Origin of the sequence: Singulisphaera photorubra (genome assembly GCF_045290345.1) — a bacterium.
Classification (GTDB): Bacteria; Planctomycetota; Planctomycetia; order Isosphaerales; family Isosphaeraceae; genus Singulisphaera.
This window is the reverse complement of sequence record NZ_CP155447.1, coordinates 9,411,496-9,433,699: the sequence shown is the minus strand read 5'-3', so window position 1 is coordinate 9,433,699 and position 22,204 is coordinate 9,411,496. Positions and strand designations below refer to the sequence as shown.

Sequence of the window (22,204 nt, the reverse complement as noted above, 5' to 3'; positions counted from 1 at the left end):
GATGAGCGATCGGACATCAAAGCCGAAGCGTCTGAACTTGCGAGCCTGGCTGATCTCAGCGGCCGTGGTGGCCTTCGCCCTCACTGCGGTCTTTCTGGTGAAGCGGGCCGAGGTGGGGCGAATCCGCCAGAAGGCGCTCGCCGAAGTCCGCGCCCTGCTCAAAAGTGATAAGCCGGATCTGGCGATACGGCACCTCGAGCAGTATCTGGCGATGGCCCCCGATGATGTCGAGGCACTCGAGATCCAGGCGGACGTTGCATTTAAGGCCGCGGCATCATTGCCCGAGTTGCTCCACGCCGCTCGAATTGACGACCGACTCCTACGCCTCGACCCTCACGGACCGGGACGTGGCAAGTCGCGGCGACGGCTGGTGGAAATCTACGTCCGCTACAGCGACGCCTTCCGCGCAACGGACCTGTTCCTCAACGCCCCGGAGTTGATGGCGAAGGAACTCCGCTACCGGGCCGCGGTGGTGATCGCCCGTGACGTGGTCGTGGCGGCCCCGAACGACCCGGTCTCGCACCGCCTGCTGGGCATGGCCTTGGAAGGCCTGGCGGCGTCAGGCGACGAGCCGACATTGGATGCGGCGACCAAGGAATACGAGACAGCCTTGTCGCTCGACCCGAAGGAACTGGAATCGGCCGAGCGGCTCGCACGGTTGCACCAGGAGCGTCGCCACGATCCGGCCTCCGCCGAACGCGTGCTCGGGGCTTTGCTCGCCGCCGCGCCCGACTCGGCCGAGGCGCGGCTGGTCCGCTACCGCTATTTCGATCGCATCCGCAATCTCGACCGTGCTGCCGTCGAAATCGAGGCGGCGACGCGCCTGGCGGCGAACAACCTGGAAGTCCGGCTGACCGCGGCCCGCGACGCATTGCAGCGCGGCGACACGACTGCCGCCCGCGCCCAGATTGACCGGATCGCCGCCGCTGACCGGGACGACGAACGCGTCCGGGTGCTCCGCGTCATGGTCAACTTCGGCGAGGAGCGGCCGCAGGAGGCCATCGAGGAGTGGCGTCGCGGCCTGATTGCCACCCACGGCACCAGCGCCGAGATGTCATGGTGGCTTGCCTACAGCCTGTTGAGGCTCGGCCGGGTCTCGGACGCCGTGCCCTTGATTGATCAATACCTTCGCCTGACCGGGAATCCTAAGGAGGCGCGCCTGTCCCTGTTGAAGGCCCTCCGCGCGGAGGCTTCCGGAAGGCCCGACGAGGGCGTCAAGATCCTCGAAGAGATCGAGCCCAAAGTTGCCGGGCCGCTTCGGGAAAAGCTTTACCTGGCCACCGGCCGTTGCTACCAGGCGCTCGGCGACAGTGCTCGAGCCCTGCGTTCCTTCCGGCAAGCGGCAAGAATCTCGCCCACCGGCTCGGTCGTCGCCCGCCTCACAGCGGCCAACGCCGTGATCGACACCGACCTCCAGGAGGCGATCGACGAGATCAATCGCGGCCTGTCCCAGGCGCCGGGCCAGCCCGACCTGCTCGTTGCGTTGGCTGGTGCGCACTTGAGGCTCCAGGCCTCGCAACCCGCCGAGCGTCGCAACTGGTCGGACTTCGATCGGGCTCAAGCCCAGGCCGCCCGGGCCTTGCCGAACAGTGCTTCAGTCGTCCTCTTGCAAGCCGACCGGCTGGCTGTCGACGGCCAGCTCGATCGGGCCGTCGCGCTGCTCGAGACGTCCGCCGGCCACGCCCCACACGATGTGCGGGTCGTGGCCGCCTGGGCTGAGGGTCTCCACCGACTTGGCCGTACCAGCGACGCGTTGAAGATCCTCGAGCAAGCCGCGGCCCCCAATGCCATTGGTGACGGTGCCGTGTTGCGTCTCGCTCGCGCCCGCCTCCTCCTGGCTTCCGCGCGAGGCGGCGAAGCCCGAGCCATGCTTGGCCGTGACCTCGATCGCCTCCCTCCCGTCCAGCGAGCTGTCGTCCTGGAGGCACGCGGCCTGCTTGCGGCCAGTCAAGGGGATGCTGTGACCGCACGTCAGGCCTTCGACGCCTGGGCCAACCTCAGGCCGAACGAGCCTCAGCCCCTGATCGCCTCTCTCAAACTTGCCGTGGTGCTGGGCGACGAGCTGGCCATCCGTGCCGCCCTTACCGCCCTCGAGAAGTGTGGGGGCGATGACATTGCCTACCTGACTGCCAAGGCGTTTGTGCTCCTGCAGGCCCGCGGCGACCAGCTCGAGTCGGCGGCTCGCGTGATCGGGCAGGTTCTGGAGAAGGCCCCCGAGCTCCCGACCGCGCACCTCCTGCAGGGCCAACTTTTCGAGCGGCAAAACCGGCTTGACGATGCGCTGACGGCCTACCGGCGAGCTCTCAAGGGTGGGGCCGATTTCGCTCTCCCGCGCCTGGCATCTCTCCTGGCTCGCACCAATCAATATGAACAGTTGCTTTCCCTGCAGCAGGCGGAGCGCACCTCCCAGATCGGCGGCCTGGCGGCCCATGCCTCCTGGCAGGCCGGCGACCGCGACCAGGCCGCCCGCTTCGCCGCCTTGGCCGTGAAGGCCCAACCCGAAGGCGTGGACGCCAAGCGCTGGCAAGCGAGGATGCTCGACTCCCTGGGCCGTGTGGAAGAGGCCGAGGCGGCCCTCCGCACCAACGTCGAGCGCCACCCCGACCAGATCGATCCCTGGATGGCTCTCATCAGATACCAGCTCAACCATGGTCGCCCCGACGCCGCGCGCCGGTCGGCCGACGCCGTCCGCCGCAATATCAAGACGGACCGCCCCGCAGTTCTGGAGGCCTTATGCCGGAGCGCACTGGGCGATCTCGCAGGCGCCGACCGGTCGTTTGAGGCGGCGTTGCGTGATTGGCCCGACGACTCAAAGGTCCATATCACCGCGGCCGGTTACTTTGAACACTCGGATCGGCATGCCCGGTCGATCGAACTGCTCCAACGCGCCCACCGGCTCGATCCCAAGAACCGAAAAATCGTCCTCCAACTCGCGCTCCAGCTCTCCGAGCGAGCCGCATCCGAACCTTCGGCCTGGGGCCAGGCCTGGTCATTCGTCGGTCCCGCCACCGGCAGGGTTGACACGCCCGAAGATCGCCTCACCCGCGCGATTGTCCTGAGCCGACATCCCGAGGCGGCACAACGTTCCGAGGCGATCCAAGCGTTTAACGATCTCCTGGCAGATCTCCCCCCCGATCACACCATCGCGGCCGCGGCGCGGCCTTACCTGGTTAACTCACTGCGGTCCGCCGGCCAGTTGGACCGTGCCATCGAGGTCGCCGCTTCCGCGGTTGGGTTGGATGCGAGCGTCAACGCGATCTCACTCTACGTCGAGTCATTGATCCATGCCGGTCGCTTCGCGCCCGCCGAAGCGCAACTGGACCGCCTCGTCCTGCTGAACCCGATGGACACTCGATCCGCCAAGCTCCGAGTGGATCTCATCCGCCTGCAGGCCGGCCCGGAGAACGCACCCGACGCACTTGAGCGGGCCGTACGCGCCCGCGACCGATCCCCCGACAGCGAGCGGTTCGGCCGGGAGGCCTTCGCGGCCATACTCGCGGCCGACTCGCCGTCCCTCGGCGCTGCCGACCGGGTGGGTCGCATGCTGGCCGGGCGCAATCCTGCCCTGACCTGGATGTCGGCCCTGGTTGCCGTCCGCCAGGGACGGCTCGCCGAGGCGATCGGCTCGGTCGAAACGGCAGCGAAGGTTGCCACCGGGAACGATCTCAACCAAGTCGGCCAGGTCGCCGTCCAGGCTGCCACGGCTCCGAACGCCGACGACGCGACCCGGGACCGGCTTGCAAAGATCGTCGAATTCGCCCTCGGTCGTAGCCCTGATAATCACGCTCTGATCCTGGCTTCGGCGCTGCTGCTGCACCAGCAGGGCCGCTATGCCGAGGAGATCGCCGCCTACCGCAAGCTCCTCGCCTCTAAACCCGAGGCCAATTCGATCCGCAACAACCTCGCCTGGGCGCTCTCCGAAGGCCACGGTCGTCCCGAGGAAGCCCTGGCGATGATCGACGAGCTCGTGAGGCGGGCCCCGGGCAACTCCGCATACCTCGCCACCCGGGGCGTCATCTTGATCCGCCTCAAGCGGTTCGAGCAAGCGGTCGCCGACTTGGAGACCGCAGTCCGCGTCGGGCCCACGGCCCTCCGCCAGTTCCACCTCGCCCGCGCCTATCACGCATCCGGCCAGGAATCCAAGTTCCGCGAGGCCATGGATCAGGCCCGTCTGTCCGGGCTCTCCTTGAAGATGAGTGACCCGACCGAACGGGATTTGATGGCGAGGTTCCTCAGAGCAAGTTCACCATAAATTAGGATCCGACGAGTTCCTGGATAGAGTCATCGTTCCATCCCGCGGCTCTCTCGCGAAGTGGTCCGGAATTGGCCTCGCTGGCTTGACGGTTTGTGTGGAAGGGGGAGCCGCCCTGTGGTGGACTGGCTCACGACCAGGATCACCGGTACCACGGAGGAGCCAACTTCGAAGAAGTAACTGGAACGGACAGTGGCGAGGATTCGGCAATCACAATTGATAATGGCAAACTGTATTAAATTGAGTGATTTTTGACATCGCATGACGATTTGTGCGATAGTTGTCGAACTCAGCGAGCTTCCCCGATTCAAGTCGAGAAGGACTCCGCGCTATTGCAGCAATGGGGAGTGATATTCGATCCCACAGATAGGCATAATTCAGAAAGTGAGATAGTCCGGACGACTCCTACGAGCCTATCGGCCCTCGCGCAATTCGAGGCCCCGCCTGCTCGCTCATGAGGCGAGCGACGGGGCCTTGTGATCAAGATGAGTCTTCTGAATCTGGTCACAAAGCTGTTGCCATTTTACGAACCCGCCGACGGGCATAGCCAAGGCCGAACAGGAGCGCAGTGCCGCTCATTGCTAAGGTGGAGGGCTCAGGAACAATCGAGAGCCTGACGTTATCAAAGAGAGTCTGACCGCCATTGGTCTCGGAGAGTACGATCTTAAGTTTCCCTGCCCCAGCGCCAACTGTATCCAGCGTCACTTGCTGAAAACCAGTTCCACCCGCAATGGTTCCGTGTATCTCCTTGAGCAGACTAGTGCCTGCCCAAAGCTCAACGCTATAATGAGAGTCAACATTTGTTAACGGTTGCGTGCCCACGGCGAGCGTGAGTCGATAGTTGGCACCCGGTGAGACCAGATCTGACAAAACCTGGTACATGGAGCTGGCACCAGTCTGGAAGGGAGTTGTGAACCCGTTGTCGCCAGCAAACCCAACTTCTTGGCCAACAACGAGCGGATCCAGGTAAGTCGAGCTGAGATGGGCTGTGCCAGTCACACCCACTTCTTCACCTTGAGAATCCAAGAGCGGCTTCCACTTTGCCGCAGAACCATAGAACTCTTCATCAGGGGCGGAAGTCGGATTCCACAAGGGATTTTCGAACGAAGGGTTCCCGATGGTGATGTCCTGGTCGGCCGATGCTGTCCCGGTTCCAACAAGACAAGCCATCGTTACGACGGCGGCTCTCAACCACGGAGGAAATGCAAAGGTGAACTGCATTGCGCTGACTCCTATTCACAGATTGCTGGAAGATGGAAATCACGACTGACCACGATTGGATTGATCCCTTTGAGCCCGTGGCGAATCTCCAAAGGCCGGGATCGCGAGGCGTGCGCGTGCCGACTCGTTCGGGAGAGCGAGACGATGTCTTGAAGGGGCACCAGGCTGTCGGGTGTCCGGAGAATTTCCCCAGGGCGAATTGACTGTGCTCGGGATATGGATTGACGACCCAGGCCGGCCTCGAGATAAATCGTTTGGGAACTTGTTAATAGCATTGTCACGAGCCGCTTCGTGCCCTAAGTTAAAAGAAGGATTGTGAAATAATGTCACGCGTGCGAGAGAGTCTCATGCCGATCCCGACGCGAGTCACCAAGGTCGATCACATGGCGCGAAACAAAGGGACCCGCCGTTTGGGAATCCCTCCCGTCCCGAGTTCCGGGACCGATCCCATCCGGCTTCTGGCCCATTGGGCGCTGGCGATCTGCCTGGCTCCGGCCCTGCTCGCGGCCTTGCTTGTCGGCGGATTGGCTCTTGTCATCCAGCAGTGCGGACGGTTCGCTTCGTCAGCCTTCCATCTGGCAGCCAGGCGATTCCGATGAGACTACGCTTGTGCCGTCCTTCGTGTTTGGGACTCGCTGATCCGCTTCTCGATTTCGGGCAGGAGATGTTCGATCAGCGATTCGGTCGGATTGTCTCGAGCCCGGTCCTCGGACTCGCCGACTCGGCGCTGAACCTGGATTTTGAACATGGCCGGATTCGACAGGAATTGCTTGCGGGTGCCCGCAGCATCGGGTGACCATATCCCTTCATGTCGGAACCCAAAGTAGGCCTCCTGACGGTCGCCCGCCACGCCGTTTCCCTTGGCGTACACTACCGAGCGGAGTCGAGCGGAGAGGTCGCCAATCTTCAGGCTGCGATCGATCGGCTGGCCGACCGCCGTATAGCCAACGGCCGGGAAGCACACGAGGGGCGAGTGTCTGACGATCTGATCGGCCGGGCCGAAGGCGACCAAGACCGCCAGTTTCACTCCAGTCCGCTCGTCCAAATAACAACGGGCCAGGTAGCCGGTCGCCCCCGCGATTTCAATCGTCTTGGCGTCGAGCGATTGATCGTCTCCTTCGGCTTTCCAGTGGCCAGCCGACTTCGGCAGGTCGTTGAGTCGAAATGGAGGCGATTGGGCGGACGTGGCTACGGCCTGCAGGTTTGCGCCCTGTCGGGCCCGGACTAATCCCGAGCCACCCAGCAGGAACGCGGCCAGAATTGGCCAGATCCAGACCGATCGCCCCCGGACCTGGCCGGGGGGGATGATCTGCGGACTTCCTTCGACAGGGTCGATTGGTTTCGTGTGACCCATGGGACCACCTCCTTGCCCGCATCATCGCGGGAGAGTTGGGCGTCGTAGCAGTGTCCGGGATGCGTTAACAAGCGCCACGGCCCGCCAGCACCGCCGGAACCGTCAGGACGAGGATTTGTAGGTCGCGCGCCAATGACCAGTTCGCCACGTAATCCAGGTCGAGACGCAGCATGGTATCACCGTCTGCATCGCTACGACCGCCGATCTGCCAAGGCCCCGTCAAGCCCTGGGGAACCGACAGTCGTTCGGCAAAGCCCTCCGGATCGTGCGTTTGTAACCGTTTACAGTCGCGGAGTTGCAAGGGGCGGGGTCCGACGAGGCTCATGTCCCCTTTGAGAACGTTGAAGAACTGAGGGAGCTCGTCGAGGCTCGTGCGACGTAAGAAACGACCGATTTTCGTCACTCGGGGGTCGGACTTGATCTTGAAGAGCACCCCTCCGGTCGATTCGTTCTGCACTTCGAGATTAGAGAGAAAACGCTCGGCGTCCGGCACCATCGTTCGGAATTTGTAGAACCAGAACTCTCGTCCCTCGAGACCCATGCGGCGCTGCCGGAACAGGATCGATCCGCGCGAGTCGAGCCGGATCAACACGGCCAGCAGGAGCATCAGCGGAGCAAGCATCAATAGGGCGACCGCCGCACCCGTGATATCGACAACCCTCTTAGAGAGCGATCTCGCCGCAGGGGGCGAGAGAATCAATGAGCATATCATTGCCTCGGCAGGCTTTAGCCGAATCTGCTGTCTCGAATAATGATGCTGGTCTAATGGCAATTCCTCAGCGGATATCGCGGTGCGCATTATTAGTTGGCTCTCAAAGCAGGAGGTTATGTTGTTGTCCAGCGTCTTCGCTGTCCCAACCTCCAGCGTCTTCGCTGGAAACGCGTTACACCGGTTTGGAGAGTACTCCAACATCAGATGTCATGTTATTGGCCAGCGTCTTCGCTGTCCCAACTTCCAGCGTCTTCGCTGGAAACGCGTTGCACAGGTTTAGAATTAACTCCAATCGAGATGTTATGTGATTGTCCAGCATCGTCGCTGTCCCAACCTCCAGCGTCTTCGCTGGAAACGCGATACACCGGTTTGGAGCAGGATTCCAAGATCAGATGTCTAGTGATTGGCCAGCGTCTTCGCTGGAAACGCGTTACACCGGTTTGGAGAAGCCCTCAAGATCAGATGTTATCTTCCCTCAAGCGACTTCGCTTGAGACGCGTTACATCGGGGCTCGCCAAGGAGAAGACGGTGGTCGCATTCAACTCCAATCACTGAGCCACGAAGCAGTCGGCATCATCGCTCCCTTGGTTTCGCAGATTGATGCGAGCCCGCAAACTCCTATTTCAATCCGACTGGAGATGATAGTTCAGGGTTTGCCAAGTGTCAATATAACTGATTCGATTTTTCACCCAATATATCCCTATGCCCTTATAAAGCCTGCGGCGGGCCGAACTTCCCAAAAAGGCCGCAATTGGCCGATTCGACTGACGTGACATTGGGGCCAATATATCCCGATTTGCTTGTAACGACTGTCGTGGGCCGATCTTTCCAAAATAGGCCGCGACGAGCCGATCCGCCCAAAATAGCAGGCATCTGACACTCGTTTGATGACCTGCGGCAACATAGGGAACCCGTACCTGGGCTCCCGTCTCCGTTTTATGCCGCTTTGGAGGCGCTCTTGCGGCGAACGGCACTCGACGGCTAAACGGGCGAAATGCGATGCAAATGCAGGTAGCGCTGGACCATGCGATGGTTCGAACCGACGATGCCCGGCGGCTATTCAACCGCCGTCGGTCACGACCATCTCGGGTTCCGATCCCCAGATCTTGAGATTCGCGATGAACCTCCGCATGTGATCCTTGTCGTTGCCGGCGGCCAGCGCGAAGGCGACGGCCAAATCATTCAGGGGGTCGGTTGCCTGCCGCAGGGATTAGCGGTCGAGATGTCGTTCATCCACGCAAAGCGTCCAGCGGAAAATGATCGAGTATCCATCGACGATGCTCGGCATTCTCGGGACGTTCCTTTAGTGGTTGATTTGAGCGGACCGGCCGATTGAGGGCATCGCTTCGCCGCCGCAACTTGCCACACGAAGGACGAGCTGATTGCTCGGGACAGCCCCGCACGGGTCCCGTGAGGCCTGGAGGTTGTCGTGTTTCCGGGGCCTGCGTGCTCCGGAAGGATTGGTTCGACTCCATCCTCCAGTATGCATGTGGGCATTCTCGCCGTCAAAATCAGCGAGATTGCCCCGGTGGGCTGCCAGAATTAGCGAGAAGTGTCGATAATAGACACCGATTGACTGAATTATGCCACGCTTGTTAAAAGTTGATTGCAATGCAGGCGGCAAAGCATTAAGACGAATCGATAGCAAAGATATGCAAAACAGCATGGCGCAAGTTTGACTTCGAAACCCTCGAGAACGACGTTGTAGGCCCGACTGCCGGGACGCTTGCGACCTCCAGCCGTACCTTGATCTCGGTGAACCGAGATCATTACCGAAGTCGTATCCAGGTCATCGCCCGCTTAAATGGTCGGGCGGAATGACCCTCGACCCGTTTGGCCTCCCGTCGCGTTGTAGTGGGGGATTTCCAATTGAGCGTTCTCAGTCGCCATTTCTCTGGCTTACTGGGGGGAGGCCATCGCTCGGATTTCCCGAGCGGCGTTCCTATTGGCAAGGGCACTTTGATCGCACGCCTTGCATCGAAGGTCCGCCTGGCTCGTGCGATTTCGCGGCTCGCGGTGGTTGGTGTCGGCCTCAGCCAACTTTTTGCCGATGGCGAGGCCCTGATGCAGGCCGGGAGTGACGATGGGATCCGTCGTACTCGGCTGCGTCTGCAACACCGCCGCGCCCGCTCATTGCGACGCGGAGTTCGCGATCCGAGCTACAGCCACTCGTGCTGGTATCCGAACCCCACCGACTCGAACAGAGTCCAACTGGAACAACGCTTATGATGAATGAACGAATTGTCGTGACCGGCGGCGCGGGCTTCATTGGTTCTGCCCTCGTCCGCGGCTTGATCGAACAGACGTCCTCCGTCGTCCTCAATATCGACAAGCTCACGTATGCGGGCAACCTCGGCTCGCTCGAGTCTGTGGAGAACCACCCTCGCTACCAGTTCGAGAAGGTCGACATCTGTGACTCCCGGCGATTGACTCGCCTTTTCGAGCGATATCGACCGACCGCCGTGATTCATCTGGCCGCCGAGTCACACGTCGACCGATCGATCGACGCGCCCTCGGAGTTCATCCGCACAAACGTCATGGGTACCTTCACATTGCTCGAGGTCGCGACGAACTATTGGCGGACCTGTTCGGATTCGGACCCGGTCAAGGAGCGGTTCCGCTTCGTCCATGTCTCCACGGACGAGGTCTATGGCTCGCTTGGTTCGACCGGCCACTTCCGCGAAGAACTCCCTTACAGACCCAGTAGCCCCTACTCCGCGAGTAAGGCGAGCTCGGACCATCTCGCCCACGCTTGGTACCAAACCTACGGCCTTCCGACGGTGGTCACCAACTGTTCCAACAACTATGGCCCGTTCCAGTTTCCAGAGAAGCTGATCCCATTGATGATCCTCAACGCTCTGGGTGGGAAGCCGCTCCCAATCTACGGGAAAGGCGAAAATGTTCGTGACTGGCTCTTCGTCGAGGATCATGTCAGGGCGCTGAGGACCGTCCTCGAACGGGGTGTCCCGGGAGAAACCTACCTGATTGGCGGCAACAACGAGCGGACCAATATTCAAATAGTCTTGGATCTTTGTCGGCTGCTCGACGAATTGGCTCCGGAATCTCAGCACCGGCCGCACGAGTCATTAATCAGGTTCGTCTCCGACCGTCCCGGACACGACCTCAGGTACGCGATCGACGCGAGCAAGATCCGCCGCGAGCTGGGTTGGAAGCCGGTCGAGTCGCCCGATTCGGGCCTCCGAAAGACGGTGATGTGGTATCTGGAGAATGCGACGTGGTGCGATTCGGTCCTGTCCGGCGCTTATCGCGGTGAACGACTTGGCCTGGCCCACAGCCGGGCTGGATTGGGGGATCAGTGAGGGCCGGATTGGGACCGCCTCCCGCCGAGTGGCATGGCCTACCACTCCCCACTGTTTGTTCCTGCTCCACCGGTCCTCGAGTTTCGTCTATGACTTGCTCTCAGACCATACGGCGAATCATGTGGCTCTGCTTCGGCCTCGTCTTGGCAATCGCCTCGGCCACGGCGCTGACGAGTCCTCGCGTCGGCTCCGGGTACGCTGACGACGTGCGCGTCGGCGTCGGGCACGCTTACGCCATAGTCGGTGATCTGCCCGTGAAGCATCGGGATCGGGTGAAACCTCTCCATAGTATGGCCATCGAAGAGGTCAAACTGATTTACGGCCGCTCCACCATCAAACTCCTCGGCCCAGACGGCAAGACGACGTCGAGTTGGGAACCGGTGGCGGCGCTCCTGGATTGGTCGGCCCGGTCCCAGTTCTGGGACAATCAGGATTTCATCCTGGTTGAGTCCCTGCCGTTGAAACGCCTGCTCCTGGGGGAATCGATCCGTGAGCAGGTCCGATCGTTGGCCGGCAGGGCCACGCCCGCACTCAGAAGGTCGCTCCAAGCGCTAGCTGCGCAGCCGGAGCTGACCGAGGCCGACTTGTACACAGCGGCGCAACAGTCGGGCGAAGCGAGTACGACGGGTAAGTGTCTCAACGCCTTGGCCGTCAAGGTCGGCCGGGATCACGAGTGGCTCTCGCCGCGCGTGCTCGAGGCCACCCAACTCCAGCACGAAGGTCACACGCTCACGTTCTCGCAGTGGGTCGGCGAGATCCTGGACAGGAAGGACCGTGGCCGTTCCGACGGGATCGCTGCCGCCTCGAAACTGACGCCGATCGAGGTGAAGGCGACCGAGGTCGGTGAGCGATTGTTTCACTACCAGGCAATCCGCGAGCACAAGAGCCCCGCGATCAAGCCGCTCGACCTTCTGGTGGTCCCGCGCCCCTTCAACGAAGCCTACAGCGTGTATTCGACCGCGAGTTTCGAGAAGGGCATGAAGCCCAATCAAACCCTGTCGCCGCTGGAGGCCAACGTCGCCAACACCCTCGTGGAGTACCTCCAGGGCCTTCAGAGCAAGGACTGGGCCTTGCCGGGGGAAGATGCCGTGTTCGATCAGAAGCTCGCGGTATGGTTGGCTGAGCGTTCGCCCTGGATTCCCCTGGGCATCATCCTCGGGAGCGACGTGTCGGAACTCGCGCACGCGGGGTTGCCGGCTGAACAGGTTGTGGCGTTCCGCAAGTGCTATCGAGACCTCGAAGACGCGGAGCGCGCGGCGCCCGGCAATCTCCCCGAGGCGATCGCGGTCGCCCTGACGGCCGCCGCTCGTGACCTCGGCACGAGCCTCGGGGAGTACCCCGAACCGGCCGCGATGGCGCGCGAGTCACGATTAAATCGATTCGCTCCGTTCTCCAGGGCGCCAATCGCCTATGGTTTCGGCCTGGTACTGCTGCTGTTGAGTCTCGGGATCAGGGCGAATCTACGGACGCCGGCCGGGAAGTTAGGTGCCGCGCTCTACTGTCTAGGGATGGTCGGGCTCATGGTCGGGATCGCGCTCGAGCTGTATGGCTTCTGGCACAGGTTTCGCATCTCCCGCTGGGGCCCGGTCACGACCATGTACGAAACAGTCGTTTGGGTCGCCCTGGCAACCGCGGGCCTGGGCCTGGCGTTCGAGCTTCTCTGGCGGAAAAAGCACGCCGCGCTGGCCGCGAGCGGCATCGCCTTGCTGGCGACCGTCCTGGCCCAGAACGTGTCGCTCCTCGACCCGAGCATCCGTGCGGTCCTGCCTGAGCTGCGGAGCAACCGTTGGCTTGTGGGCCATGTCCTGACGATCGCCTCGAGCTACGCGGCATTTGCGCTTGCGCTGGGCCTCGGGCTGCTGGCGGTCGGTCACTACCTCACGGCGACTTATCGCCGCTCCCCGTCTTACAGTGAGCTCGCCTGGCCACTGTTGCCCGGGATTCCACTCTATGCGCTGGGCCGCCTCGGAATCGACTCGTCGTACCGGCCCTTACTTCTCCCGGTTCTTGATCCCCAGTGGCTCGGTTTCGTGAGCTTAGGGCTTGCGGCCTTGGGGGGTGTTCTGACGATCGTTGGCGGCTTCAGCCTGCTGGGCGAGCTCGCGAATCGGTCCCCTCGGCGCGCGTGCGTCCTCGGTGTCATCTTGGCGGCGGTCGGTTCGACGGGGTTGATCGCCGTCACGACGGGAGCAGTCCAAGGGTCGTTGGCGAGTGCCCTCGACTTATACGACGCGTGGCTCGTAGGTCTGGTTGGCGGCGCGTTGATTGTGATGAGTCTGCTGGGAGTTCACGCGCGCGAGGACTTCACGCGGATCGAGCCCTTGGCGAACGTCATCTATCGCGCCATGCAGGTCGGCGCCCTCTTCCTCGCGGTGGGCATGATTCTGGGCGGCGCGTGGGCCCACTACAAATGGGGCGGGTTCTGGCGCTGGGACCCCAAGGAGGTGTTGGCCCTGGTTACGCTCCTGGTCTATCTCGTGCCCCTGCATTGTCGATTCGCCGGTTGGATGAACACGTTCGGGCTCGTGGCCGCGTCGGTCGTATGCTTCATTGCGGTATTGATGTCCTGGTACGGTGCAAACTTCGTGTTGCCCGTCGGACTGCACCACTACGGCAATACCGGAGGCGGGGACTGGAGAATCGTGATGTCATGCTCGCTCGCCCTACTCGCGGTCGTCGGCGCCGCGGCGTGGCGACGGTCGCGTGCGCGATAGGGAACGTCGATGCTCGGCGTACCGCTGCCAAGCTGCCTGAGGTTTGGGTAAGAGTTGGCCAGCGGCCAGGCCTTGGTCATCTGGCAGATGCTGTCGGTCGATTGTTGTGGGCGTTTTCAATGCACGAGTAGCCCCAGTCTGCCTGCCGATTCTCGCCCTCGACGACACACTGACGCCGCGATGTGGGCCGCGGGCACGGGCCAGCACCAAGTGAGATTCGTAAGGGCGAACTGTCGGGTCACTTGGCCCCGCCTCGGGAGAAGGCGTCACACCGCCCGAACCATGCGGAAGCGGAGGGCCTGACGCCGTGCGCTGCTGGGTGAGGAAATTCGGGAGGTTCTCCGGCCGGGAGGGACCGAGGAGGAAATTCAGGACGCGGTGGTTAGGATGCTCAACGTGGCCGCATGACATGCGTGACTTCCCCGAAAGGACAGAGAAATCGATGGCGATCCTTGGGGATGGATCATGGCCGAGTTGAAAAAACGACACGTGCGTTGCAACGCATTAAGTAAAGATCGATAAATGAACGGCTTAAACAGCAATAAAATCAACAAATGGCATTAATGTGAGTGTGCACCCAATGGATGCATCGTCAGGTTCGAGGGAGTCCCGGCTTGGTCGTCTGGGCCGACCGACGATCGGTCTGGGCCGTGTGTTGCACGCGGGTATCACCCTCGGCCTTGGTCTCGCGGCCTTGCTCTCCGCGGGAGTGAGCACGGCGGACCAGGTCGAGTCGCAATTCCGCGAACATATCCAACCCATCCTCGAGGATTACTGCGTTGCGTGCCACGGCAACGGAATGAAGAAGGGGGGGCTAGCGCTCGACGAGTTCACGATGGATCAGGCCCGACTGCACGATGGAGAGCTCTGGTGGACCGTGCTCAAAAACGTGCGGGCCGGCATTATGCCCCCGGCCGGCAAACCCCGGCCAACTGACTCGGAGCGGCGGCTCCTCGAGGACTGGATCAAGTACGGCGCGTTCGGAATCGAGCCGACGAACTCCGACCCCGGCCGCGTCACCGTGCGCCGGCTCAACCGGGTCGAATACCGAAACACGATTCGTGACTTGATGGGTGTGGACTACGACACGAACGTCGCGTTTCCACCGGACGACTCGGGTCATGGATTCGACAACATCGCTGATGTCCTCACCCTGTCACCCTTGCTGCTGGAGAAGTACCTCGCCGCTGCGAAGTCCATCGTCTCGCAAGTGGTGCCGGTGGTCTCGCGAGTCGTTCCGGAGACGATGATCGCCGGTCAACGCTTCCATCGGGCCGGTGCCGGCGACGATGAAAAGGGGGACAAAGGCCCGTTGTCGCTCTCGTATTACAAGCCGGCGTCGGTTACAAGTACGTTCCACGCCGAGCACCCGGGCCGTTACCAACTGGTGCTGAACTTAACGGCATGTGATAAGGATGCCTTCGGGGCCGACTACAACAAATGTCAGCTCGTTTTCAAGGCGGACGGACAAGAATTGATCCGGCAGGAATACAGCCGGCAGGAAAACAAGCCGTTCCAGTGTCAACTCGATCTCGATTGGAGTGCGGGCGAACATGAGCTGGCGTTCGCCCTCGAGCCACTGACGCCGGGCACGAAGCAACTCAGATCCCTTGCGATCAGGATCGAATCGGTGGCCGTGCGCGGGCCTTGGGAGCGACAATTCTGGATCCGACCCGCGAACTATGCCCGCTTTTTCCCGAGCGCTGTTCCGGAGGGCGCCCCGGAGCGGCGGCTCTACGCGCGCTCGCTGCTGCGTGGCTTCGCCCGAAAAGCATTTCGGCGTCCCGTGGACGAGGTCACGGTGAATCGGCTCGCGGCGCTGGCCGAGCGCGAGTACTCTCAGGAGGGGCGGACCTTCGAGGCCGGTATCGCCCAATCGATGGCGGCCGTCCTGGCTTCCCCAAGGTTTCTCTTCCGAGAGGAAGGCCTTGAGGAAAATTCTTCAGACCGATACCCGCTCATCGATGAATATGCATTGGCTTCGCGGCTATCGTACTTCCTCTGGTCGACCATGCCTGACGCCGAGTTGTTCCGATTGGCCGAGGAACACAGGCTCAGGAAAAACCTATCTGCTCAACTGAAACGAATGCTCGCCGACCCTCGGTCGGGGGAATTCATCCGGAACTTTGTCGGGCAGTGGCTGCAGGCACGCGACATTGAGACGGTTCCTATCAATGCGTTCGCAGTGATCTACCGCGATCAGCCGTCTGATCCCGACGCCAATCGATCCCGGGCACGTTTGCAAGAACTGAATCGTAGATTCCCCGATGCGCTTACGGACAGGGAGAAGAAAGAACGGAACGAAGTGCGCGCGGCGTACTTCAGGTCGTTCCGCGGCTTCCGCGCACACGATTTGAACGACGAGTTGCGCCAGGCGATGAGGCGCGAAACTGAGATGCTCGTCGACCGAATCGTGCGTCAGGACCGCAATCTGCGGGAGTTCCTGCTCAGCGATTACACGTTCCTGAACGAGCGGCTGGCAAGACACTATGGGATCGATGGCGTCGAAGGGACGGAAATGCGCCTCGTTGCCCTGCCACCCAAGAGCCCGCGCGGCGGCGTTCTGACGCAGGGAACCGTGCTGGCCGTGACCTCGAACCCGGACCGGACTTCTCCCGTAAAGCGCGGCCTGTTCATTCTCGACAACATTCTGGGAATTCCCCCGCCCCCTCCGCCGCCGAATATCCCGCCTCTCGAAGCGGCGGCGAAGGATTTCGCGAGCCGCACTCCGACGTTGCGGGAGACCCTGGAACTGCACCGCAAAAGGCCCGCGTGCAACTCTTGCCATAATCGGATGGATCCCCTGGGATTGGCTCTGGAAAACTTCAATGCACTCGGTCAGTGGCGGGACCGGGAACAAGGCAATCCCGTAGATTCGACCGGAAGACTCATCACCGGTGAGTCATTCTCGAACGTCAAAGAGCTGAAGCGCATCTTGGCCGACGAACATAGCCGCGACTTCTTTCGCTGTCTGAGCGAGAAAATGCTCACGTATGCCTTAGGACGCGGACTCAACTATCATGATGTAGCCACAGTTGATAATCTAGTGGATCGGATCGAACGCGAAAACGGCCGCGCCGGCGCGTTGATCTCCGGGGTGGTCGAGTCGACGCAGTTCCAGAGACGCCAACGATCCACAGAGGGAACGTCCCCGAATCGAATAGACAAGGCGACGGCGGATCCGGAACAGAGCGGCGAACCAAGGAGGCAACCATGAGCTCGACGAACCCTGGCGGAACCGATCCGATCGCCCCATCCCGTTGCGGCCGCCTCAGTCGCCGTCATCTCCTGCGCGGGCTGGGAGTCGCTGTCGCGCTGCCGGTCCTTGCCTCGCTGCGCCCAACCGCCCGGTTCGCCTCGCGCGCGTTGCCCGTCGGCGGCGTGGGCACGACCCCGACGGGCGCACCGTTGCGCGCGGCCTTCGTGTACGTCCCCAATGGCGCCATTCCCGCCGCCTGGTGGCCGAAGGGTGAGGAAACGAATTATCAGCTCAGCCGAAGCCTTCAGGCCCTGGAGCCGATCAAGGGCCTGATCCAGGTGCTCGGCGGCCTGGACCATCAGACCGCGGACTCGGGTCCGAATGGTGTTGATGGTTCTGGTGAACACGCGCGGGCCAATGGCACGTTCCTGACCGGGGTCCGGCTTAAAAAGAGTGCAACCGATATCCACGCCGGGATCTCCATCGATCAGGTGCTGGCACGCCAGATCGGTCCGCTCACGCGCTTCGCTTCACTCGAGCTCGGATGCGACGCCGTGCGCAAGACCGCGGCTTGTGATTCCGGCTATTCGTGCGCCTACCAGTACAACTTGTCCTGGAGTTCGCCCACGACGCCCGTCACGCCGGAATCCAATCCGCGCCTGGTCTTCGAACGCTTGTTTGGGACCGGGGCCCCCGCCGAGCGGCAGGCGAACCGTCAGCGGCGACGGCAAGAGCAGAGGTCCCTCCTCGACTTCGTCCTTGAAGATGCGCGCTCCATGCAACGACGGCTCAACCCTCAAGACCGAGACAAGCTAGACCAGTACTTGTCCAGCGTGCGCGAGATCGAGACGGGCATCGAAAGGGCGGAACAGTTCGGAGCGGTCCAGGATTTGGGCGTCGAGACTCCGGCGGGCATCCCCGCGGACTACACACAATACGTTCAGCTCATGTACGACATGCTCTTCCTGGCGTTCCAGACGGACTCGACGCGCGTGGCGAGTTTCCTGGTCACTCACGAGGGGAGTAATCTGTCGTTCGATCATATCGGAGTCTCCGAGGGTCATCATGACTTGTCGCACCACCAAAACCGGCCGGATTGGGTCGAAAAGGTCGTCAAAATCGACTCGTGGTATGTCCAGCAGTTCGCCCGGTTCCTGGCAAAGCTCGAGGCGACAAACGATGCCGACGGCAACTCCCTGCTCTTCAACTCCATGATCGTCTACGGTAGCGGCTGCGCTGATGGCAACACCCACACGCACACCAACCTGCCGTTCCTGCTTGCCGGGGCCGGTGGTGGGACGCTGACTCCTGGGCGCTACGTGAATTACGGCTCCAAACCGGCGACAAACCTCTTTCTGGACATGGCGGATCGACTCGGAATTTCGAGACTGGAACGATTTGGCGACTCCACCGGACGTCTCGCTAATATCTAAAATTAATAACCAGATAATAGCACAATTGTTATATGCGTCTGGCTCGCGACGACCTGCTGCGGGACGGCGTTGCCCTATCCCGAGCCCCGGGCACGATCGCAGTCGTACCGAGAGATGGTGGGGCTTGGGACGTTCGCGGCGATCTTCGCGACGGCACCCGCGATGTCAGGTCCGCCCTCGCGGCTGAGCGAGTACGGCCACGGGGCTCCAAAATCGAGGACGAAGCGTCGCACTCGTCGGGCCCGGTCGGGTTCGTGGCACTCTGTCCGAACGATGTGGCATTCAGAGTTTAAGGTTGGGGGCCACATCGCCAAGGCCGTCGCCTCAAACTATCTTGATGCCTTCCGTCGGGCGGAGTATCAATCGCGTGATTGAACCTGGCAGATCTTGAGATACACCATGGAAGGACTCCACGGTGGATGGTAAGTTGAAAGGCCCAAGGGCCGGCACGGTCCTGTGACGAAGCCCATCCGACATGGAGGATCCTCGGTGATTGGGGATAAGTTGTGGAGTGCGGATTGCCGACTCCGGAAGAATTGTCCGGCTCGGTTCCCGGCCTTCCGGGCCCTTTGTGCCGTCCTGGCTACCCTATGGCTCGGCCCAGCGGCGATGGCCCTCGCGCAACAAACGGAGCGACCTGTCGAGGGTGTCCAAGACGATTCGCTCTCTCGGATCATCTCGGACTATCAGCAGCAGCGAGCGCGCCTCGACCGCGAGCGGATCGAGCGGCTTACTCGGCTGGCGGGGTCGCAGAAAGGGGGCGAGGCCGAGCTCACCTATTTGGAGATCTTCCGGTTCGCGATCGCCGTCGACCGCTACGCCGATGCCGAGCCGGCCGCGGAGCAAGTAATCCGGACTGGCGGAACAAGCCGTGAGGTCGAATTCCTCGCCCAACTCGTCAACCTCATCGGGGAGGCGGAACGGGGCGATTACGACGGCTCGATGCGCAACCTCAAGGCCTACCTGGCGGCTCCTGCCACGGGTCCGACCCCCGCGCCTCAGATTCAGACACGCACCCTCCTCACCATCGGCGAGGCGTATTTCCGGCGCCTGGTTCAGGGCCGGAAGTTCGATCTCGCTCGCGAGGTTTGCGAACTCGTTGCGAGCAAGGCCGAAAACGCCGCGGTCCGCGAACACTTCGCCGGCTATCAGAGGCGACTCGCGCTTGTCGGCCGGCCGGCCCCCGCGATTCAGGGGGTCGACGCGGACGGTGCTGACGTCCGGCTCAAGGATCTCGAGGGCAAGGTCGTCCTCATCGTTTTTTGGGCGACCTGGTGTCCCCCCTGCGTCGAAAAGCTCCCGGCGCTGAACCGCGCCTTGGAGGCTCATGAGAAGGACGGGTTCGCGATCCTTGGCGTCAACCTGGACAGCGGCCTCGACCGCGACCGGCTCGTGCGGCAGTTCGTTGTCGAGTTCGGGGTCCCCTGGCCGAACATGCTGAGCGGCAAGGACGAGCACGACATCGCCAGCCTGTATGCCGTCTCGGAACTCCCCGCCAACGTCCTCGTCGGCCGCGACGGCAAGGTCGTCACTTTCGACCAGTGGGACGCAAACCTGATGGACGCGGTTACGGAGGCGGTGAAGAGGCCCCGCGCGCCTCGTTGAGTCTCCACCCGTTGTCAACGGGTCGGGCAATCCATCGTCAACCCATTCCAGATCAACGGGGCGATTGACCATGTTCTTTTCCCTTCCGTCTCGGGTCGCATCTCCCCTGGCGGCGGCCGCGTTCCTGGCCGCGATGGCCGCGGGACGGGCCGAGGCCCAGTTCGGCGTCGGGATTGCCTACCCCGGCGCTCCGTTCCTGTACTATACGCCCGAGCGCGTCCCCAGCCCGACCGATTACTTGTACGACCGTGACAAGGCGCGGATTTCCGCCTACGGGAACTCCGTTCAGCAACAGGCCGCCACCAGTCAGATGGCGTCACCGAGCGCGAGCTCGAACGCCTATTTCAACCACCTCCGCGACTACGCGGGGGAAGGGACCTACCAGGTCTCGTCGCGTCAGAGTCTCAGCCGGCGTACCGCGCCCCAGGCTCGGGCTTCTTCGAAACCCGAGACACGCTCGGCCAGCACGCGATCGGACCTGCTGCCACTCACTGGCTTCTTCCTCCCCGGCGGTGCCCTTGACTGGCCGCGCGATGCTCCCAACACTGGCACGTTGCGCTCCGCGCAGGCGGAGGTCGAAGCGGCCGTGAAGGTTGTACTCAACCAGGTCCGGTCCGGAGAGAAGGCGAAGGCACAGAGCGTCGGGGCTGCAAAACGGAAGTTGGTGAACTATGGGCAGCCGGCGATCGCCGAGGTCAGGTCCGCTCGCTCCAAGGCGGTCGCCGACTGCTTCCACTATTTCCTGCTGTTCCTTCACCAGGCGTTGGATCAGGCCGCCGAGACAGGTGATTCGTGATCGGGGAAGGTGAACCCCATTCGAGCAACAGAGCAACCTTGTCGAACATCAGTAATCCGGATGCGACATAAGCGGCACATCCGTCAGGTTCACTGCCGAAAGCCGACACCTTCGCTATGCAGCAATTTCCAATTGCATAATGTCGCAATAGCTTTACGCAGCCAAGCGAGCCGCGTGGCCGCCTCTGCTCCCCAGAGCCCGCCCCCAGAGCCCTGGGGCTATTGAGGGATGGATCCGGGGTCCTTCGCGGTCAAAGGGCGGGCGATCGTTGTGCCGCTTCGCCCGCCCGGGACTCCGCCTCTGATCAAGGCGAATGTCGATTCATGGACGTGTCACCTCAAACAAATGGCGGAGATCAAGCATGGCTTGTTGACTCACCCGAAGCAGCCCTTCTTGGGGACGGTCGAGGTCGACGACTAAAGGCCTGACCGCCATTCGTTTCCGCGAATCGACCGAATAATAATGATGTGATTAGACAACTGATTCCGATCCAGGGATAGCCCTGGGCTTTGCAGGCGTTCGCCGCTCGGGCATGAGGTTATCCGTCGGCATCGAGATTCCCGGGTGTGGCGGTGGGGAGCGTGATGATGGGGCGCGGCGCTACGAACCGGCCGGGGCCATCTTCCGTTCGAGGGGCGCGAGCTTGCCAAGCAGCAGCGCCCAACCCAGAGCGCCTCCAATGGAAACGAGGCCGTACGCCACCACGGCGGTGACGGCGGGCGTGCCCGCGAAGTTATTCGCGGCGATGACCAGGCCCACTGCGGCGTTGCGCGTGGCCGTGGTCGCGGCCAAAGCCTTCCGGGTTGCGACAGCAGGGCCCCCACTGGCCCAGCCGATGCCGAGACTGGCCAGCATGAGCAGGCCCATCCCGATCCAACCCCGGAGCCGGATGGCCGCCAGCGTCTCATACTGCGTGACCGCGATCAGCCCGACCAAGGCCAGGAGCAAGACATTCGCGAGAAGGCCAACCGGTCTGACGATCAGTCGGGTGAACTTGGGTGCTCCATGGTGAATTCCCAAGCCCAGAAGCAAGGGCAGCAATTGAGTAATCAGCAGGATCTGGAGGATCGCGAGAGCGTTGACGTGCAAGCCGCGATCCGGCGCCACCCGCGCTAGCAGCACGCTGAGCAGGGGCGGCGTGGCCAGTGCCGACAGCCCCGCCAGGATCAACATCATGCCGACGGCCCAAGGGACATTGCCCTTGGCGATGGCGGTGATCGGCGGTCCGACCGGGGCCCCGGGGCAAACCGCCAGGATGAGGAAACCCGCCGAGACCATCGGGTCGGCCCGAAACAGGTTCAGCAGCCCGACCGTGACCGCCGGCACGAAGACGTAGTTGGCGAGCAGGCCCATGACGAGCAGACGCGTCGGCCGGGCCGAGGCCAGCAGATCCTCGAAGCTGACCTGCAGCCCCATCGACAACATCATCGTCACGAGGGCCGTCACGTTGAGCAGACTGATGAGACTTTGAGTATTCACGGCCGCACCGCCTTGCTTCCAGGACGACTCCACGTGGTGACGAGACGATCGACCGGCAGGTGGACCGGCGATTTCCGCACGGAGACGCGTCTCGAAAAACGACGTCCTACCCCTTCCAG

The 22,204-nt window shown here is 62.2% G+C and carries 15 protein-coding genes; 11 read left to right on the top strand and 4 right to left on the bottom strand.

Annotated elements, in window-relative coordinates; translation table 11 throughout:
- Position 1 precedes the first annotated feature (1 nt).
- Complete coding sequence (locus V5E97_RS35130) at positions 2–4,252, top strand: tetratricopeptide repeat protein (RefSeq protein WP_406696191.1); 4,251 nt, start codon at positions 2–4, stop codon at positions 4,250–4,252.
- A 504-nt stretch (positions 4,253–4,756) separates the two neighbouring features.
- Here the strand turns inward: V5E97_RS35130 and V5E97_RS35125 are convergent.
- On the bottom strand, positions 4,757–5,473 hold the full coding sequence (locus tag V5E97_RS35125; RefSeq protein WP_406696190.1) for a PEP-CTERM sorting domain-containing protein: 717 nt from the start codon (positions 5,471–5,473) through the stop codon (positions 4,757–4,759).
- Positions 5,474–5,796: 323 nt separating this feature from the next.
- Here V5E97_RS35125 and V5E97_RS35120 point away from each other — a divergent pair, with 323 nt between their 5' ends.
- The gene (locus V5E97_RS35120; RefSeq protein ID WP_406696189.1) at positions 5,797–6,072 is read left to right on the top strand and encodes a hypothetical protein; all 276 of its coding nucleotides are present in this window, start codon (positions 5,797–5,799) and stop codon (positions 6,070–6,072) included.
- Between the two features lie 2 nt (positions 6,073–6,074).
- On the opposite strand, the gene V5E97_RS35115 is transcribed toward V5E97_RS35120, so the two are convergent.
- The gene (locus tag V5E97_RS35115) at positions 6,075–6,827 is read right to left on the bottom strand and encodes an exosortase-associated EpsI family protein (protein ID WP_406696188.1); all 753 of its coding nucleotides are present in this window, start codon (positions 6,825–6,827) and stop codon (positions 6,075–6,077) included.
- 64 nt (positions 6,828–6,891) lie between these two features.
- A complete protein-coding gene (locus V5E97_RS35110; protein WP_406696187.1) occupies positions 6,892–7,740 on the bottom strand; it encodes a sugar transferase in 849 nt (282 codons plus the stop codon).
- 844 nt (positions 7,741–8,584) lie between these two features.
- Here V5E97_RS35110 and V5E97_RS35105 point away from each other — a divergent pair.
- From V5E97_RS35105 to V5E97_RS35065, 9 genes are all read left to right on the top strand, one after another.
- Positions 8,585–8,875 (top strand): hypothetical protein, encoded by a 291-nt coding sequence (locus V5E97_RS35105; RefSeq protein WP_406696186.1) that lies wholly within the window; start codon positions 8,585–8,587, stop codon positions 8,873–8,875.
- A 533-nt stretch (positions 8,876–9,408) separates the two neighbouring features.
- Positions 9,409–9,768 (top strand): hypothetical protein, encoded by a 360-nt coding sequence (locus V5E97_RS35100; protein WP_406696185.1) that lies wholly within the window; start codon positions 9,409–9,411, stop codon positions 9,766–9,768.
- Positions 9,765–10,859 carry a dTDP-glucose 4,6-dehydratase gene (rfbB, locus tag V5E97_RS35095; RefSeq protein WP_406696184.1) on the top strand — a complete coding sequence of 365 codons (1,095 nt, stop codon included), beginning with the start codon at positions 9,765–9,767 and terminating at the stop codon, positions 10,857–10,859. The genes V5E97_RS35100 and rfbB overlap by 4 nt, the downstream gene beginning before the upstream one ends.
- Positions 10,860–10,948: 89 nt before the next feature.
- On the top strand, positions 10,949–13,573 hold the full coding sequence (locus tag V5E97_RS35090; RefSeq protein ID WP_406696183.1) for a cytochrome c biogenesis protein: 2,625 nt from the start codon (positions 10,949–10,951) through the stop codon (positions 13,571–13,573).
- Between the two features lie 580 nt (positions 13,574–14,153).
- Complete coding sequence (locus tag V5E97_RS35085) at positions 14,154–16,790, top strand: DUF1592 domain-containing protein (RefSeq protein ID WP_406696182.1); 2,637 nt, start codon at positions 14,154–14,156, stop codon at positions 16,788–16,790.
- On the top strand, positions 16,787–18,205 hold the full coding sequence (locus V5E97_RS35080; RefSeq protein ID WP_406696181.1) for a DUF1552 domain-containing protein: 1,419 nt from the start codon (positions 16,787–16,789) through the stop codon (positions 18,203–18,205). The genes V5E97_RS35085 and V5E97_RS35080 overlap by 4 nt, the downstream gene beginning before the upstream one ends.
- Positions 18,206–18,694: 489 nt before the next feature.
- On the top strand, positions 18,695–19,810 hold the full coding sequence (locus V5E97_RS35075; protein WP_406696180.1) for a peroxiredoxin family protein: 1,116 nt from the start codon (positions 18,695–18,697) through the stop codon (positions 19,808–19,810).
- 70 nt (positions 19,811–19,880) lie between these two features.
- Positions 19,881–20,606, top strand: coding sequence for a hypothetical protein (locus V5E97_RS35070; RefSeq protein ID WP_406696179.1), 726 nt, complete (start codon positions 19,881–19,883; stop codon positions 20,604–20,606).
- Positions 20,607–20,834: 228 nt separating this feature from the next.
- Positions 20,835–21,026: a hypothetical protein gene (locus V5E97_RS35065; protein WP_406696178.1), complete on the top strand. Its 192-nt coding sequence runs from the start codon at positions 20,835–20,837 to the stop codon at positions 21,024–21,026.
- Positions 21,027–21,206: 180 nt separating this feature from the next.
- Here the strand turns inward: V5E97_RS35065 and V5E97_RS35060 are convergent, their stop codons facing one another.
- The gene (locus tag V5E97_RS35060) at positions 21,207–22,085 is read right to left on the bottom strand and encodes a bile acid:sodium symporter family protein (RefSeq protein ID WP_406696177.1); all 879 of its coding nucleotides are present in this window, start codon (positions 22,083–22,085) and stop codon (positions 21,207–21,209) included.
- Between the last annotated feature and the right edge of the window lie 119 nt (positions 22,086–22,204).

What these genes read in the sequence shown, in the direction of transcription:
- V5E97_RS35120 (WP_406696189.1), top strand. Translation starts at nt 5,797, where the DNA reads ATGTCACGCGTGCGAGAGAGTCTCATGCCGATCCCGACGCGAGTCACC.
- V5E97_RS35070 (WP_406696179.1), top strand. Translation starts at nt 19,881, where the DNA reads ATGTTCTTTTCCCTTCCGTCTCGGGTCGCATCTCCCCTGGCGGCGGCC.
- V5E97_RS35130 (WP_406696191.1), top strand. Translation starts at nt 2, where the DNA reads ATGAGCGATCGGACATCAAAGCCGAAGCGTCTGAACTTGCGAGCCTGG.
- V5E97_RS35085 (WP_406696182.1), top strand. Translation starts at nt 14,154, where the DNA reads ATGGATGCATCGTCAGGTTCGAGGGAGTCCCGGCTTGGTCGTCTGGGC.
- V5E97_RS35105 (WP_406696186.1), top strand. Translation starts at nt 8,585, where the DNA reads ATGCCCGGCGGCTATTCAACCGCCGTCGGTCACGACCATCTCGGGTTC.
- rfbB (WP_406696184.1), top strand. Translation starts at nt 9,765, where the DNA reads ATGATGAATGAACGAATTGTCGTGACCGGCGGCGCGGGCTTCATTGGT.
- V5E97_RS35125 (WP_406696190.1), bottom strand. Translation starts at nt 5,473, where the DNA reads ATGCAGTTCACCTTTGCATTTCCTCCGTGGTTGAGAGCCGCCGTCGTA.
- V5E97_RS35110 (WP_406696187.1), bottom strand. Translation starts at nt 7,740, where the DNA reads ATGTTGGAGTACTCTCCAAACCGGTGTAACGCGTTTCCAGCGAAGACG.
- V5E97_RS35065 (WP_406696178.1), top strand. Translation starts at nt 20,835, where the DNA reads ATGGATCCGGGGTCCTTCGCGGTCAAAGGGCGGGCGATCGTTGTGCCG.
- V5E97_RS35090 (WP_406696183.1), top strand. Translation starts at nt 10,949, where the DNA reads ATGACTTGCTCTCAGACCATACGGCGAATCATGTGGCTCTGCTTCGGC.
- V5E97_RS35080 (WP_406696181.1), top strand. Translation starts at nt 16,787, where the DNA reads ATGAGCTCGACGAACCCTGGCGGAACCGATCCGATCGCCCCATCCCGT.
- V5E97_RS35115 (WP_406696188.1), bottom strand. Translation starts at nt 6,827, where the DNA reads ATGGGTCACACGAAACCAATCGACCCTGTCGAAGGAAGTCCGCAGATC.